Below are 14,616 nucleotides of genomic sequence, written 5' to 3'. Positions count from 1 at the left end.
CAGGACAGGATGATCCGAGAAGCGAATGCCGACAGGGCGAAAGCCCAGGGGAAACCGGGGCGGACAATCCTCCCCGCATAACCCGTCGGATACGGGCCTGTGCCCGGCCCGAAAGGGAGCCCACGCGGATCAGGTGAGCCTGTGAAGATCAGCTATCTGGAAACCAGAACTGAGGGGCAAGTTAGATGCCGAGTTCAGGAACGAGGACAGGAGCAACTGTCCGGCCTGCTCTGGCGAACGGACCCGAAGACCACACGCAGGCATGGAACAGCATCGACTGGGCCAAGGCCGAAGCGTCGGTACGGCGACTGCGGCAGCGCATCTTCACAGCTACGCGCGAAGGGGACTTGAAGAGAGTCCGAAACTTGCAGAAACTCATGCTGCGATCCCACTCCAACGTGCAGGTAAGCGTGAAGAGGGTGGCCCAGTTGAGTTCCGGACGCCGGACGGCCGGCATCGATGGTGAAACCGCCCTGACTCCGAAGGAGCGAGGACGGATGGTGGCCGAGCTGGCAGCCAAACCCGCCATCGACCATGCTCGCCCCGTACGGCGCGTGTACATTCCCAAAGCGAACGGAAAGCGACGCCCGCTGGGAATCCCAGTCATGTGCGACCGTGCCCGCCAGGCCATGGTCAAGAATGCGCTGGAACCCGAGTGGGAAGCTCGTTTCGAGGCTCGGAGTTTCGGCTTCCGCCCCGGACGAGGGTGCCACGACGCGATCACGAACATCTTCAGCACGGTGGCCCAGAGACGGGCACGGCGGCTGTGGGTTCTCGACGCTGACCTGGCATCGGCATTTGACCGGATCGACCATGAGCACCTGATGACGAACCTTGGCCACTTCCCTGGTAGGGGAATGATCCGTGGATGGCTCAAGTCAGGGATCATGGAGAACATGCGGTTCGCGCCTACTGAGGAGGGAACTCCGCAGGGTGGCGTGGTGAGCCCGTTGTTGTTGAACATCGCTCTTCACGGGATGAGTGCAGCCGCCGGTTGCCTCGAAGGTGCCACGTTGTGGCAGCGGAGGGACGCGCCGGTGCTTGTGCGGTACGCCGACGACTTCGCCGTGTTCTGTCACAGCGAGAGTCAGGCGTATCGGGTCAAGGATGACTTGGCCGGGTGGCTGGAGCCGAGAGGGCTGTCCTTCAACGAGGAAAAGACGCGCGTTGTCCACCTCGAAGAGGGATTTGACTTTCTCGGGTTCAACGTTCGCCGCTACAACGGGAAACTGCTCACGAAGCCGAGCAAGTCCGCTGTCAAGAGGTTCCGGAAAAGGCTCCGCGACGAGATGTTGGCCCACCGAGGGTCTAACGTGATGGCCGTGGTGAAGTGGCTCAACCCGATTCTTCGGGGATGGGCCACCTACTACCGGTCGGGTGTGTCCAAGAAGACGTTCCGCGATCTGGACGACTACTTGTGGAAGCTGACCTTCAAATGGGCCAGACACACGCACCCGAGGAAGTCGAAGACCTGGTGTACCGAAAGGTACTACGGGCAGTTCAACTCGTATCGCCAGAGCAAATGGGTATTTGGTGACCGGGAAACCGGCATGTACCTCTACAAGCTCAGGTGGACCAAGATTGAACGGCACGTCGGCCTCAAGGCGGGGTACTCGCCTGATGATCCGACGCTCGCCGAGTACTGGGCGAATCGCACGCGCAAAAGGATGCCAGTAACCGCGGACAGGACGTCTGTCACGCTGGCAGCTCGCCAAAAGGGGATCTGCCCCCTGTGCAAACAGGCGCTGATCTCCGGTGCCGAATACGAGCCTGACAGCCCACGGGAGTGGGCGGCCTGGTTCTCGGCATCCATGAAGATGCTCCACAAGCATCACTTCGTGTATAGGCGGCACGGCGGCTCGGACGAGAAGACAAACCTCCGCCTCGTACACGCTGAATGTCATCGCCAGCATCACTCTGGCGACAACAGGAGGGCCGGGCAGGCATGAACGCGCGCAACAGCTCTGGGGGCTCGCTTGAGCCGGATGCGGTGAACAGCCGCACGTCCGGTTCTGAGGGGGCCGGAGCGTGGCAACACGCTCCGGCTACCCGACTGCCCTCGATCGTTCCGACGATCGCTGAACTCATGGACGATTGCACACGCTCCGCTGTGCACCTTGAGATGCGAGATCACTACGGGGTGGCCGCAGAGGCTGATGACTTCCGGACATGGCTGGAGACCGGCCGTCTCGACACAGACCCCGGATCGCCGGACTGGGCACCCTGGGTGGATCTGGTCTCACGTGCCGTGGCGCGCGGCGTCGCGGTGCGGCGCGCCCGGATCGTGTCCGAACCCGTCACGGACTACATCCGCTACGAACACGCCTCCACCGGCGTCAACGTGCACGCCGGGGAACAGGTCCGCTGGTTGCCCCGCCGACACGCCTCGGACATCGCCCTGCCGGGCAACGACTTCTGGCTCTTCGACGACCAGGTGATCCGGTGGGGCTACTTCTCCGGCGACGGAGCCATGATCGGCCACGAGATCTCCGAGGACCCAGCCGCCACGAAGCTGTGCGCTGAGTCCTTCGAGTCCGTATGGGCTCGCGCGATCCCGCACGACCAGTACCAGATCCACTGACCAGAAAGCACCGGCAGCCAACCCATGCCCGCCTCGCCCTCCTCGTCTGCCCAGGCCGCACGTGAAGCCGTCGCCCACCGGCTGCGCGACCTGCGCAAGGAAGCCGGCCTGACGGTCGTGCAGTTGGCTGCCGCGTGCGACTGGCACTACTCCAAGACCTCACGCATCGAGAACTCCCTCACCGGGCCGTCCGCGAACGACATCCGACGCTGGTGCACCGCAACCGGGTCGGACAGCCAAGCGCAGGATCTCGTCGTGCAGTCCATCAACGCCGAATCGATGTACCGGCAATGGCGCGACCAGGTCCGCGCCGGACTACGCCACATCCAGGACAGCAGGATGCAGGCGTCACGCGAAACCCAGAACTTCCGGATCTACTCCTCCAGCATCGTCCCCGGACTGTTGCAGACAGAGGGCTACGCGCTCGCTGTCCTCGGCATCGCCGCAGGCATCCACGACCTGGACATCGACGACAGCGCGCATGCTGCGCGCGCTCGGCTCGAACGCTCCCGCATCATTCACGAACAGGGACACCGCTTCGTCGTGGTGATCGAGGAGGCCGTCCTGCACTCCCAGGTGGCCGACCCCGACGCGATGGCAGCGCAACTCGGCTACCTCCTCACCGCCGGCGCCCTACCGGCCGTCTCCCTCGGCGTCATCCCCATGACCATCCGCCGGACACACTGGCCCGAGGAGACCTTCCACATCTACGACGACAAGCACGTCTCCGTCGAACTTGTGTCCGCCGAGGTGAACGTCACCCAGCCATCCGAGATCGCCCTGTACGTGAAGGCGTTCAAGCGATTGCGCGGCATGGCCGTGTACGGTGCGGACGCTCGCGCTCTGATTGTGAAAGCCATCGAAGCCCTGCGCTGAGCCCTGCCTTTGACCAAATCGGTGGTCGCTCTACATCCATCGTCGGTTGCCACCCGCCGTCGTGCCCACACCCGTAGAACTCTCCGTTCCCCGAGCCACACCCCCGAGTCTGTCGCGGAGGCGACTCAAGATCCAGGTCGTGGCAGAAATCCCCGACGAATTGATCAACCTGGAACGTCTCACCGAGGATGCGGAAGCTCATCGGCCTTGCCGGCGAGAAGTATGAGGCGCAGTGCAAAGCGTGACGCACGGCAGATTAGGAGCTCCAGACCGCCGACTGCCTCTTTTTTCGCACTTCTTGAGGTCAGCCCCGGCCGATCGAGCATCAAGCTTAAACGTGACCTTGGGAAGATTGCGCGCCTTCACTGGAAACTTGAAGAATTCGCACTTTGATTCTTTCACGAAAATTGGTCAGGTTGTGCACCCTCGAAGGAACTGCAACCGCCATACTATCAACAGCCGTTAGGAGCTGGCGAAGAATTCCAGGCACCGGGTCACTTGACATGAAATCAGCAAAATGCACCTCCGCCCGCTGCCATCGAGGAAGAAGGCAGCTAGAGAGAAACAAGTTTCCCTTTTTTTCAATTCCGCCAGGCTCTTCAGTTATGACCCTAATGGTGCGCATCAAGAATCTCTTTCTATCCCGATGCAGCGTAGCGTACAACACGACCGACTTCTCATAGTACGCCCAAGCGTTTTGAGGATCAAATTCGATGGCCCGATCGAAGGCAGCGAGAGCCTGGTCATATTCACCCTTCAGCCTGTAGACCACGCCTTGATCTGTATAGGCCTGACTGCTCTCACTTTCCACTTCGAGAATACGACTGCACTTTGCGAATGACTCGTCAATTCTTCCCATCAATCGAAATATTAGACATTGCCGACTCATCGCATACGTGTCAGCGGGTTCCATCTCCAGAGCGCGATCAAAATCGGCAAGAGCCTCGTCGAATAGCGCTAGGTCGTGATAGACATCCCCCCGCTTGCAGTAACCCCAGGTATAAGTGGGTTCAATTTCCAGAGACCGGTCATAATCGTTCAATGCGTCGGTCAGTCGCCCCATAGCCTCGTACGTACTGCCCCGGACGCTGTATGCCCGACCGTTACGGGGATCAAGTTCGAGACAGCGGTCAATGTCCAGCAGAGCGTCTTCAAACCGCCTCATATCTGTATAGAGTTCGGCTCGATTCGTATAGAGAACGACGTCGTTTACATCTAGTTCACTGGCCCGATTCAAGTCGGCAAGCGCCTCGTCATACCGCCTCAACGATCGGTACGCCAGACCACGATTGCCATAGAAGCTGGCATTGCCGGGTTCTAGTTCAATGGCCCGATCCAAGTCGGCAAGCGCCTCGTCATACCGCTCCAACGATCGGTACGTCATACCACGGTTACTGTAGAATCCAGCTACATCAGGGGATAGTTCAATGGCCCGATTCAAGTCGGCAAGCGCCTCGTCATACCGCTCCAACGATCGGTACGTCACAGCACGATTACCAAGCAGGCCAGGCATGTCGGGTTCTAGTTCAATGGCCCGATTCAAGTCGGCAAGCGCCTCGTCATACCGCTCCAACGATCGGTACGTCACAGCACGATTACCATGGAACATGGCGTTGCCAGATTCTATTTCGAGAGCTCGGTTGAAGTCCACAAGAGCGTTGTCGTGCCGCTCCAAGGATGCAAGCGTCAGGCCACGATTGATATAGGCCCAGGCACTTTGTGGATCGAGGTCGAGCGCACGACTAAAATCGGCAAGCGCGTCGTCGTACCGCTCCAAGGATTGATAGGTCAGGCCACGGCTAATGTGACCCGAGACGCTTCGTGGATCGAGGTCGAGCGCACGATTATAATCGGTAAGCGCGTCGTCAAAGCGACCAACTGCATCAAAGGTTCTGCCGCGATGACACAAAACCTGTACGTCATCGGGGGTGAGGTCGGCCAAACGGTTGAAGTCGGAAAGTGCATCATCGTAACGCTTGGACGAATAGTAAGTGAGGCCCCGACCGAGGTATGCTCCTGGGCTTTCAGGCTCGATTTCTATCGCACGCTTGAAGTCAGCAGCAGAATCGTCGAAGCGTTGCAAGGTGCCGTATGTGAGCCCTCGAAACACATAGGCCATCAAACCCTCAGGGTCTAGTTCAATGGAACGATCGAAGTCGGCAAGCGCTTCATCAAAGTTCCTAGCAAAGAAGTGACTCAAACCGCGACTACTGATAACACTAGAGATGTCGGGATCGATTTCCAGGGCGCGATCGAAATCCGCTAGGGAATCTTCATACTGTTCCATTTGTTGGTACGTCAGTCCGCGACCCGAATACGCGCGCGCAGCCATCGGATCGAGAGCCAAAGCAGCAGAATAATCACTCACCGCGGAATCCGCTGCTTGGGACCTCCTCTTGCTTAAGGCTCGTAGAATATAGATGCGAACTCGGTCCTCACTGGCCAGCTCATCGTATGACAGAAGAAGACTCAGGCACTTAATTCTCGCTGTAGCTCTGTCCTCTAGCCTCCTTAGCATTTGTTGTCCGAGATCGCTAACCCTTGCCGAATCAGTATCGCGTCCAGCCTGAAGAACCACTCGGACACAGCGACGCAGGGAACTGATATCGTGCTTGTGGGCCTCAATTAGCACACGTAGAGCTCCTAGTAAACCCGTCCGAGGGTTAGCACACAGGCGATGGTACATCTCTTGATTTTGGTATGTGCGCCACTGCTCTTCGTCCCACCAAGCGCCGGCCAGAGTCACATCACCCTCTAACTCAATACGCCACCGCCTAAACGCGTCAGCAAGATTGTTATGCTCTTCTTGCCACCGCAAAGGTGACTGCTGACGTTGCACACGCAACATAGTTTCACGGACAACATCGTGATAGCGGCATTGACCGGAGCGATAATTTACAAATGGCATTGACTTTAGCCAAGAGAAGAGATTCTCCGCATCATCGGCCACGACTGCACGATAAATGTCTTCATCTAGTTCTTGAGGAAGGGCGCAGGCCAGAGCAACTGCCCGCCGGGCAGGATCTGTCTCCCATTTCAAGAATCGCTCTACTGCCGTTCCGCTAGGATCCCCTACCTCCTCAACGCTACTCGGGCGACTCTCGGCCAAGGTGGAAACCAGCACAGGAAGCCGCCCGGACAGTTGCAGGATGACTTCGATAACTCGTTCATCCGTGACGCCTTTAGTGGCCAAGAGCTGGCGAGCTTCCGCTTCGGTGAACACTTCGAGCGGTAGATCTGTGATTACATCCGCGAAGTCACCCCACCACCTTTCCTCCAAACGGGGCTGCCCGGCAAGGACCACTAGAACATTCGCTGGTAGTTCGCCGTATTTATCGCTAAGCAAAACGGCTCGCAGCCAAGGATCTAGTATTGGGCCGGTGCGCTCATAGGTATCGATGAACAGCGAGACCCACTGTCGGCGCTGCGATATTTCTGAAAGGTCCTCAAGAAAGACAGGAGTTAGCTCCTGGAGAGGAGATAGAACCAGCTGAACGTCATCACGGCTGTTGAATTTTGTGCTGAGCATCGCCTTGAGCTGAATTGCTCCTGCTGCCACCTGTTGTGCATCTACTGAGCCAGTGAAAGCTCCGATGCCTGGGAGCATGCCGAGTCCTACAAGCCCCACTTTCGAGGCGACTACTGCGGCGGCGGATGGGGTCGGCTCCGCAGATTCCCCAGCCACCGAGGTGGCAGCAGTTGCATCGACTTCATGAAGGCGCTGGCGGTAGGTTCCAAGTCTCTTCTCGAACGCCTTCATTGGTAGGCCCTGCTGTGCGAACTGTCCGCTAATGGCCTCCATGACTTCTACCGCGTCAGTAACTGTCTCATCTATGTAAGATGAGACGGCCTGTGCTTCACGGGCGGCACTTTCCATTTGACGCAGCAACGTGGACTTCCCCACGCCAGCCGGACCTCGAATGTGAAAGAGGAACTGCACGGACTCCTCAGGTAGCTGCCTCAAGACTTCCTTGAAGCTAGCCAACTGCCCCTGTCGTCCGACAAAACCAGTGCGTCTTTGCCGTCGAATCAGTTCCTGCCGCGAGATCCGCTGCTCTGCCACGTTCCCTCACCCAGACCCAAGCGATGTCCTGGTACATACAGGAGAACGCTACGACATCCCCTCACATGCAGGTTGGCCTTTGCATGGAAATCCTCTCCTCGCCGGGCCGTTCGACAACGCCCTGCGAGCTGGCTGCCCCCATGGCCTCCGCGCTTCGCCATGGAACGGCGGCTTCTAACGGATGAGCTGTGACCTCACCCCTGCGAAGCCGCTGGCTCAGACTCATTCGCAGGTCACAGCCTTGATCAGCCGAAAGAACCAAACCATGAGGACAGCCCTTTGGCGTTCCGCACCCAGCGAGTGGGAGACGGCTCTTCGATGTTCCACGCTGGGCCGTCCGTGGGCCGTCCGAGGGTGGCCAACGACGACCAGCAACGACCAATGCCTGCCGCAACCGTGCAGCTCGTCGGCGGGGTGGAGGGTGACCCCGCACCCCACCGACGAACACGATCAATACATGCGCTACTGAGCACCACGGGACGCCCGCGCACGCCCCCAACCGGCCGCACGCGCCCTCTTGTTGACCCGTGCTTTACCTGCAACTCTGAGAGTCCCCCCACTTGTGAACTTGTGAATCCGGTAACTAACGGACCTGGACCGGCAAGCAACGGGCCCGGGTTCCGTGAACCACGCGGATTCCACTAGGAGGTGGCCTCATCCCATGCTGCATCCAACGCCGCAACCCACACCGCGATCCACTCCACAGTCCACGCTGGTCCGCGACGCCATGAGCACGGTGGTCCTCACCATCGGCCCCGCCCACACCCTCCGCCAGGCAGCCGCCCTGATGGCCTCGCGCCACGTCGGCGCGGCCGTGGTCCTCGACCCTGACGCCGGCGGCATCGGCATCCTCACCGAACGCGACATCCTCAACTCCCTCGGCCGGGGCCAGAACCCGGACACCGAGCGCGCCCACGCCCACACCACCACCGACGTCGTCTTCGCCACCCCGGCCTGGACCCTGGAGGACGCGGCCAGCGCGATGGCCCACGGCGGCTTCCGCCACCTCATCGTCCTCGACCGCGCCGAGCCCGCCGGCATCGTCTCGGTCCGCGACATCATCCGCTGCTGGGCACCGGCGCGACAGCAGGTACCGGCCTGACGGCGGACGGGACCGAACCGAAGCCGAAGCCAGAGCCGGAGCCGGAGCCGGAGTCAGCGCCGGAATGCTACTTGGACTGAGTCCAAGTCCAGCACCCCTCCAAAGTCACACCTATTCGGAAACTGGTCACCCTGCTGTTAAGCTGGCACGCATGAGTGACCTTCTGGAGCGGCTGCGCGGACGCGGATGGCGGATGACCGCACAGCGGCGCGTCGTGGCCGAAGTGCTCGACGGCGACCACGTCCACCTGACCGCCGACGAGGTCCACTCCCGCGCCGTGACCAAGCTCCCCGAGATCTCCCGGGCGACGGTCTACAACACGCTGGGCGAGCTGGTCTCGCTCGGCGAGGTCCTCGAAGTCTCCACCGACAAGCGGGCCAAGCGCTACGACCCGAACGCGCACCGCCCGCACCACCACCTGGTCTGCGCCCAGTGCGGCCAGATCCGCGACGTCCACCCGGGCGGCAACCCCCTCGCCGACCTCCCCGACTCGGAGCGCTTCGGCTTCACGGTCTCGGACGTAGAGGTGACGTACCGCGGGCTGTGCCCGAACTGCGCGAGCGCGTAGCGACTCCCTTCACAGGCCCCGGTATCCGTTCGACACGGACGCCGGGGCTTTGTGCTGCGTACAGGCTTCCCGAATCTGACGGACCGTCATATCGTCGTGCGGCACCCCCCCACCCGTCCGGACAGACGTACCGCCCTCCGCGAGGAGCAACCGTGGGAGACCCGCACCCAAAACTCCACGCCACCCAACTGACCCGCACCTTCGGCCGCCCCCCGCACCAGGTGAACGCCCTCGGCCCGCTCGAACTCACCGTCGCCCCAGGCGAGTTCGTCTGCCTGGTGGGCCCCTCCGGCTGCGGCAAGTCCACCCTCCTCCGCATAGCCGCAGGCCTGTTGCGCCCCACCACCGGCACCCTGGAGATCCGCACGTCGCCGCAATCCGATACGCGGCTCCGCCGCGTGGCCAGCCCGGCGGCCATGATCTTCCAGGACTACGGCATCTACGACTGGAAGTCGGTCAGGGCGAACGTCCGCTTCGGCCTGGACATCCAGCGAGTCCCGCGCCGCGAGGCGAACGCCCGCACCACCGAGTGGCTGACCCGCCTGGGCCTCGCCGACTTCGCGCACGCCTACCCGGCGACCCTCTCGGGCGGCATGCGCCAGCGGGTGGCCATCGCCCGTGCACTGGCCGTAGAGCCCGAACTGCTCCTCATGGACGAGCCGTTCGCCGCCCTGGACGCGCAACTCCGCACGATCCTCCAGGACGAACTCCTCGCCCTCACACAGACGTTGCACACCACCACCCTCTTCATCACGCACAGCCTGGAGGAGGCGCTGGTCCTGGGTGACCGTGTCCTGGTGATGTCGGCCCGTCCGGGCCGGATCATCGCCGAACACCGCCCGCCGTTCCCCCGCCCGCGCACCGGCGACATCCGCGACACCCCCGAATTCACCGCGCTGAAAAGCGAGTTGTGGGAGCTGCTGCGGAAGGAGGCGGTACCGGCATGACCACTGTCGCCCCCGACCGCCAGGAGTCGGTCCTGGTCCGCCGCCCCGGCCCCCACGAGCTCCACCCCCTGCGCACCCACCGCCGCCGACGCGCCCTGGAACTCACCCTCGCCGTGGCGATCCCCCTCGCCCTGATCCTCTGGTGGCAACTGGCCGCCACCCAGGGCTGGATAGACCCCCGCGTCTACCCGTCCCCGTCCACGATCCTCTCCGACGGCTGGTCCAGGGCGGCGGCAGGCGACCTCTGGCCGGACGTCTGGGCCACCACCAAACGCGTCCTGGGCGGCTACGCGCTGGGCACGGCGACCGGCTACGCCCTGGGCCTGCTGATGGGCTCCCTGCCCCTGGTCCGGGCCGCCCTGGAACCACTGCTGGACGCCCTGTACGTCGTACCGAAACTGGCTCTGCTCCCCGTCTTCCTGAACATGTTCGGCCTGGGCGAAGGCCCGCAAATAGCGCTCGTCGCGACGACGGTCTTCTTCTTCGTCTGGATCTCGACGATGTCGGCGGTGGTGGCGATCCCGTCCGGCCACCGGGACGCGGGCCAGGTCTTCGGCGCCACGCCATGGCAGATGTTCCGCCACGTCCTCCTCCCCGCCTCCCTCCCCGCGGTCCTGGTGGGCGCACGCATAGCGGCAGGCGTGGCGGTCCTGGTCATCGTCGCCTCGGAACAGATCGCGGCGACGAACGGCCTGGGCCACCTGATCTTCGACTCCCGCGCCCTGTTCGAGAACGACGTGATGTTCGTCGGCATCGTGTGCGTGGCGGTCCTGGGGGTCGTCTTCTCCGAACTGGTTCGTGTGGCAGGCCGGTTGCTCACACCGTGGGCACCGAGGGACCGAGGACGGGGCCAGTCATGAGAAGGCGTGTGTACGGTACGGCGGTTGTCGTGGCGGCCCTGCTGGCGTCGGCGGGCTGCTCGTCCAAGTACGCGGGGGACAGCGGGACTTCGGGCACGACCGCCGCGGGCCACCGCACGGTCACACCGGTGGACGGCTGCGGCAAGTCCTCCTGGACGGATCCGGCGGACCTCTCCCCCACCCGCGTCCCGGCCCGCTGCGAACCCCTCGCCCCTTCCGCCCAACCACTCCCCAAGACAGGGAAGTTGACGATCGCGACGGGAACGCTGAGCGCGGAGTACGTAGCCCCGCTCGAAGTCGCCGTCGACAAGGGCGAGTTCAAGAAGGAGGGCCTGGACGTGACACTCAAGGTCCTCCCGACTCCGGACGCGCTGCCGCTGCTGGCCAAGGGAGACATCGACGCGATTTGGGCGGCCCCGGAGGCGGCCGTCATGAACGGCGTCAAGGGCGGCTTCGACATCAAGTGGGTCGCCGGCAACTTCTCCCCCGACCCCAAGTCGAAGAGCGGCCTCTGGGTGAAGCTGAAGAAGGGCGAGGCGGCGGCGGACGTCAGGATGGCGGGCCGCAGGATGGGCACGATGATCGGCAAGGGCTCGGTGATCGCGTACCCCATGGAAAAGGCCCTGGCCACCCACGGCGGCGGCCTCGACAAGATCCAGTACCAGCAACTCGGCTCGGCCGACGTCCTCACCGCCCTCCAGAACGGCGGCGTCGACTCGGCCTGGCTCCTGGACCCGGTCTGGCGCAAGGTCGACGACAACCCCCAGTACGCCTTCCTGGGCGGCCAACCGCTGGGCGAGCCCCTGGGCGGCATGCTGTACGGCCCCAGCCTCCTGAACGACGACGTGGACGCCGGCGTGGCCCTCCTCCGCGCCTACATCCGCACGGTGAACACGTACTTCGCGGGCGACTACAAAGCGGACGCGTCCTTCGTCGCCTACCTGGCGAAACTCCTGAAGACGGACGAGGCGGTCCTCAAGTCGACCCCGTCGCTCACGATGGACTGGGAGATCCGCGCGGGGACGACGACCCGGCTTCAGGCCGCGTACAAGGCGGCGGGCGTCTCCAAGGGGGCGGCACTGCCGGAATCCAGGACGGTGGACCGCTCGCTGTACGAAGAGGCGGTGGGCCACCAACCGTAGAAACACCGAGGGCCGGAACCCTTTCGGATTCCGGCCCTCGGTCTTCAGTAGCGGGGACAGGATTTGAACCTGCGACCTCTGGGTTATGAGCCCAGCGAGCTACCGAGCTGCTCCACCCCGCGCCGTTGTGATTGCAACGCTACGTCAGACGGGCGGACAGAAGCAAATCGCTTATCAACTCAGCTTCTCGACGCGGGCCGCCACCACCCAGCCCGTCCGGCGTTTGAGGACGAGGCCGTCCAGGCCGAAGCGGGGGCCTGGGGGCGGCAGCCCCCAGTGATGGGACGGGTAGGGGCGGCGGGGGCGAAAAACTACGCCGTCAGCTCCTGCCGCAACGCGTCCCGCAACCGAGCCGCCCGCTCGGAAACCTCCCGAGGCCCCAGCGTCACCGCCCGATCAGCCCACCGCTGCCCCTCGGCCAGCTCCCCCCGACGCGCGTACACCAGAGCCAACCGCAACGCCGCCCGCCCATGCCCCGCATCCGCAGCCCGGGCCCACCACACGGCAGCCTCCGGCTCACTCCCCTCCCGGGCCAGCAACAGCCCAAGGTTGAACGCCCCGTTACGAGACCCGGCCTCGGCAGCCTCCCGGTACCACCGAGCCGCCTCGACGACATCGCCCCGCGCGGCGGCCAGCATCCCGACCCGGACCTGCGCACGCCGATGTCCCTGAGAAGCCGCCCGCTCGTACCACTCCTCGCACTCGGTCTTCTCGTGCACCTGCTCCCCCAGCTCATGCGCGGGCGCAGGCGGCCGCCGAGCATCGAGCACCGAGGCCAACCGATAGGCGGCCTCCGCGCTCCCCCCACCCGCGGCACACCGCAGATGCCGCTCGGCCTCCCGCTCGTCCCCGTCCCGAAGCCGGGCGATCCCGACCTGCAACGCCGCTTCGGTGTGCCCGGCGGCAGCGGCCCGCTCGTACCAGGGCAGCGCGACACCTTCGTCGCCCCGCCCGGCGAAGAGAATCCCGAGGTTGAACGCCGCGTCCACGCTCCCGGCCTCCGCCGCCTTGGAGAACCACGGCTCCGCCCCGGTCGCGTCACCACCCTGGAGCAGCAGCACGGCCAGCGCGTTGGCGGCCTCCCGGTGCCCGGCGTAGGCAGCCCGCCGGTACCACTGCTCGGCCTGCGCGGTACGCGTCTGCTCGGCGCAGAGGAGCCCGAGGTTGTACGCGCCGTTCACATCACCGGCGTCCATCGCGGCCCGGTACCACCGCTCGGCGGTCTGCGTCTCACCGCGCTCGGCGTGCAGCGCGCCCAGCGCGTTGGCCGCGTTGCCGTCGCCGTCCTGGGCGGCCCGGAGCCACCACACGGCGGCGCTCTCGGTGTCGCCCGCGTCGCGCAGCAGGAACCCGAGCGCGCAGGCGGCCCGCGCCTCCCCGTCCTTCGCGGACGTCAGATACCAGCGCCCGGCCTCCTTGAGCTCACCCCGCTTCTCCAGGATCGCCCCGAGCTGCAGCGCGGCCCGCTGATGTCCACGCGCGGCGGCCTGCCGGTACCACTGCTCGGCCTCGTTGCCCGGGGACCCCGGGACTCCAGAGGTTCCTGGGGCCGATGCGACACCGTTGTCACCCCCAGCCCCACGCCCGCCCCCGGCCCCGTACTCACGCTCGTCCTCGTGCGGCGCCTGCCGATCGAGCGCCCGCGCCAGCCGGTACGCGGCCTCGCGGTGCCCGCGCTCGGCGGCGGACCGCATCCACCGCTCGGCCGCGGTGTCCCCGCGGTGCTCCAGCAGATCGGCGAGCGCGTACGCGCCCAGCGCGTGCCCCTGCTCGGCGGACTGGCGCAGCCAGTACTCGGCGGCGGGCTCGTCGCCGCGCTCGCGGTGGTACCGGCCGAGCGCGTGCGCGGCGGCCGCGGACCCCGCTACGGCGGCGATCCGCCACCAGCCGGCAGCTTCGTCGGTGTATCCGCGCTGGTGCAGGAGGACGCCGAGGTTGTTGGCCGCGGCCCGGTCGCCCTCGGCGGTGGCGGCACGCAGCAGGGGCTCGGCTCCGTCGAGATCACCGCGGCGCAGCAGCATCGCTCCGAGGACACTCGTCGCCTCGACGTCGCCGGCCTGTGCGGCGAGCCGTGTGCGTGCCTCGTCGACAACCTCCCCGTCACCGGACTCGTCCCGGTCGGAAGGCTGCACAAAACGCCCTGTATCCAACAGAGTTGCCTTGTCCCCCATAACGTCCATCGTCGCACCACCTGCAACCTGGGTACACCTGGTATACCGCAGCCAGTGAGGTCTCTACAGCGTTTTGTCGACATGCCCACAGAGAGACAACACAAACACGGTTTCACCAAGTCCCCCCGGCGGCACGGCCGTCACCCTCGTCGGCACATGCGTTCGCACAGCGCGAAGGCCCGGATCCTTAAAGGATCCGGGCCTTCGCGATCAGTAGCGGGGACAGGATTTGAACCTGCGACCTCTGGGTTATGAGCCCAGCGAGCTACCGAGCTGCTCCACCCCGCGCCGTTGTGTTGCAACCGT

10 protein-coding genes and 2 tRNA genes are annotated in these 14,616 nt (G+C 64.2%); 8 read left to right on the top strand and 4 right to left on the bottom strand.

Annotated features, from left to right (window positions below; genetic code table 11):
• Positions 1 to 185 precede the first annotated feature (185 nt).
• From ltrA to OG496_RS36830, 3 genes are all read left to right on the top strand, one after another.
• Entirely contained in the window at positions 186 to 1,949 is a 1,764-nt protein-coding gene (gene ltrA, locus OG496_RS36840; protein ID WP_405973360.1) for a group II intron reverse transcriptase/maturase, read from the top strand.
• A 104-nt stretch (positions 1,950 to 2,053) separates the two neighbouring features.
• Complete coding sequence (locus tag OG496_RS36835; RefSeq protein ID WP_405976787.1) at positions 2,054 to 2,581, top strand: DUF6879 family protein; 528 nt, start codon at positions 2,054 to 2,056, stop codon at positions 2,579 to 2,581.
• A gap of 24 nt (positions 2,582 to 2,605) precedes the next feature.
• Entirely contained in the window at positions 2,606 to 3,457 is an 852-nt protein-coding gene (locus OG496_RS36830) for a helix-turn-helix domain-containing protein (RefSeq protein WP_405973950.1), read from the top strand.
• A 331-nt stretch (positions 3,458 to 3,788) separates the two neighbouring features.
• Here the strand turns inward: OG496_RS36830 and OG496_RS36825 are convergent, their stop codons facing one another.
• On the bottom strand, positions 3,789 to 7,520 hold the full coding sequence (locus tag OG496_RS36825) for a tetratricopeptide repeat protein (protein ID WP_405973949.1): 3,732 nt from the start codon (positions 7,518 to 7,520) through the stop codon (positions 3,789 to 3,791).
• A gap of 661 nt (positions 7,521 to 8,181) precedes the next feature.
• Between OG496_RS36825 and OG496_RS36820 the strand changes: the two genes are divergently transcribed.
• The 5 genes from OG496_RS36820 to OG496_RS36800 all read left to right on the top strand — a co-directional run bounded on the left by OG496_RS36820 (position 8,182) and on the right by OG496_RS36800 (position 12,139).
• Positions 8,182 to 8,622, top strand: a complete 441-nt coding sequence (locus tag OG496_RS36820) for a cyclic nucleotide-binding/CBS domain-containing protein (protein ID WP_399387134.1) — start codon at positions 8,182 to 8,184, stop codon at positions 8,620 to 8,622.
• Positions 8,623 to 8,773: 151 nt separating this feature from the next.
• A complete protein-coding gene (locus OG496_RS36815; protein ID WP_328679190.1) occupies positions 8,774 to 9,190 on the top strand; it encodes a Fur family transcriptional regulator in 417 nt (138 codons plus the stop codon).
• A 152-nt stretch (positions 9,191 to 9,342) separates the two neighbouring features.
• Entirely contained in the window at positions 9,343 to 10,137 is a 795-nt protein-coding gene (locus OG496_RS36810; RefSeq protein WP_405973948.1) for an ABC transporter ATP-binding protein, read from the top strand.
• On the top strand, positions 10,134 to 10,997 hold the full coding sequence (locus tag OG496_RS36805) for an ABC transporter permease (protein WP_405973947.1): 864 nt from the start codon (positions 10,134 to 10,136) through the stop codon (positions 10,995 to 10,997). The genes OG496_RS36810 and OG496_RS36805 overlap by 4 nt, the downstream gene beginning before the upstream one ends.
• Positions 10,994 to 12,139: an ABC transporter substrate-binding protein gene (locus OG496_RS36800; RefSeq protein WP_405973946.1), complete on the top strand. Its 1,146-nt coding sequence runs from the start codon at positions 10,994 to 10,996 to the stop codon at positions 12,137 to 12,139. Before OG496_RS36805 ends, OG496_RS36800 begins: the two co-directional genes overlap by 4 nt.
• Before the next feature lie 48 nt (positions 12,140 to 12,187).
• Here OG496_RS36800 and OG496_RS36795 read toward each other — a convergent pair.
• From OG496_RS36795 to OG496_RS36785, 3 genes are all read right to left on the bottom strand, one after another.
• Positions 12,188 to 12,261, bottom strand: a tRNA-Met gene (locus OG496_RS36795).
• A 189-nt stretch (positions 12,262 to 12,450) separates the two neighbouring features.
• Positions 12,451 to 14,319 (bottom strand): tetratricopeptide repeat protein, encoded by a 1,869-nt coding sequence (locus OG496_RS36790; RefSeq protein WP_405973945.1) that lies wholly within the window; start codon positions 14,317 to 14,319, stop codon positions 12,451 to 12,453.
• 205 nt (positions 14,320 to 14,524) lie between these two features.
• Positions 14,525 to 14,598: transfer RNA gene (locus OG496_RS36785), tRNA-Met, on the bottom strand.
• Positions 14,599 to 14,616 lie beyond the last annotated feature (18 nt).

Source organism: Streptomyces sp. NBC_00988, assembly GCF_045162645.1.
Classification (GTDB): Bacteria; Actinomycetota; Actinomycetes; order Streptomycetales; family Streptomycetaceae; genus Streptomyces.
This window is presented reverse-complemented; position numbering and strand designations above follow the sequence as displayed.

Excerpts from the sequence above, each read along its gene's own strand:
- ltrA (WP_405973360.1), top strand. The coding sequence starts at position 186 with ATGCCGAGTTCAGGAACGAGGACAGGAGCAACTGTCCGGCCTGCTCTG.
- OG496_RS36830 (WP_405973950.1), top strand. The coding sequence starts at position 2,606 with ATGCCCGCCTCGCCCTCCTCGTCTGCCCAGGCCGCACGTGAAGCCGTC.
- OG496_RS36820 (WP_399387134.1), top strand. The coding sequence starts at position 8,182 with ATGCTGCATCCAACGCCGCAACCCACACCGCGATCCACTCCACAGTCC.
- OG496_RS36815 (WP_328679190.1), top strand. The coding sequence starts at position 8,774 with ATGAGTGACCTTCTGGAGCGGCTGCGCGGACGCGGATGGCGGATGACC.
- OG496_RS36805 (WP_405973947.1), top strand. The coding sequence starts at position 10,134 with ATGACCACTGTCGCCCCCGACCGCCAGGAGTCGGTCCTGGTCCGCCGC.
- OG496_RS36800 (WP_405973946.1), top strand. The coding sequence starts at position 10,994 with ATGAGAAGGCGTGTGTACGGTACGGCGGTTGTCGTGGCGGCCCTGCTG.
- OG496_RS36790 (WP_405973945.1), bottom strand. The coding sequence starts at position 14,319 with ATGGACGTTATGGGGGACAAGGCAACTCTGTTGGATACAGGGCGTTTT.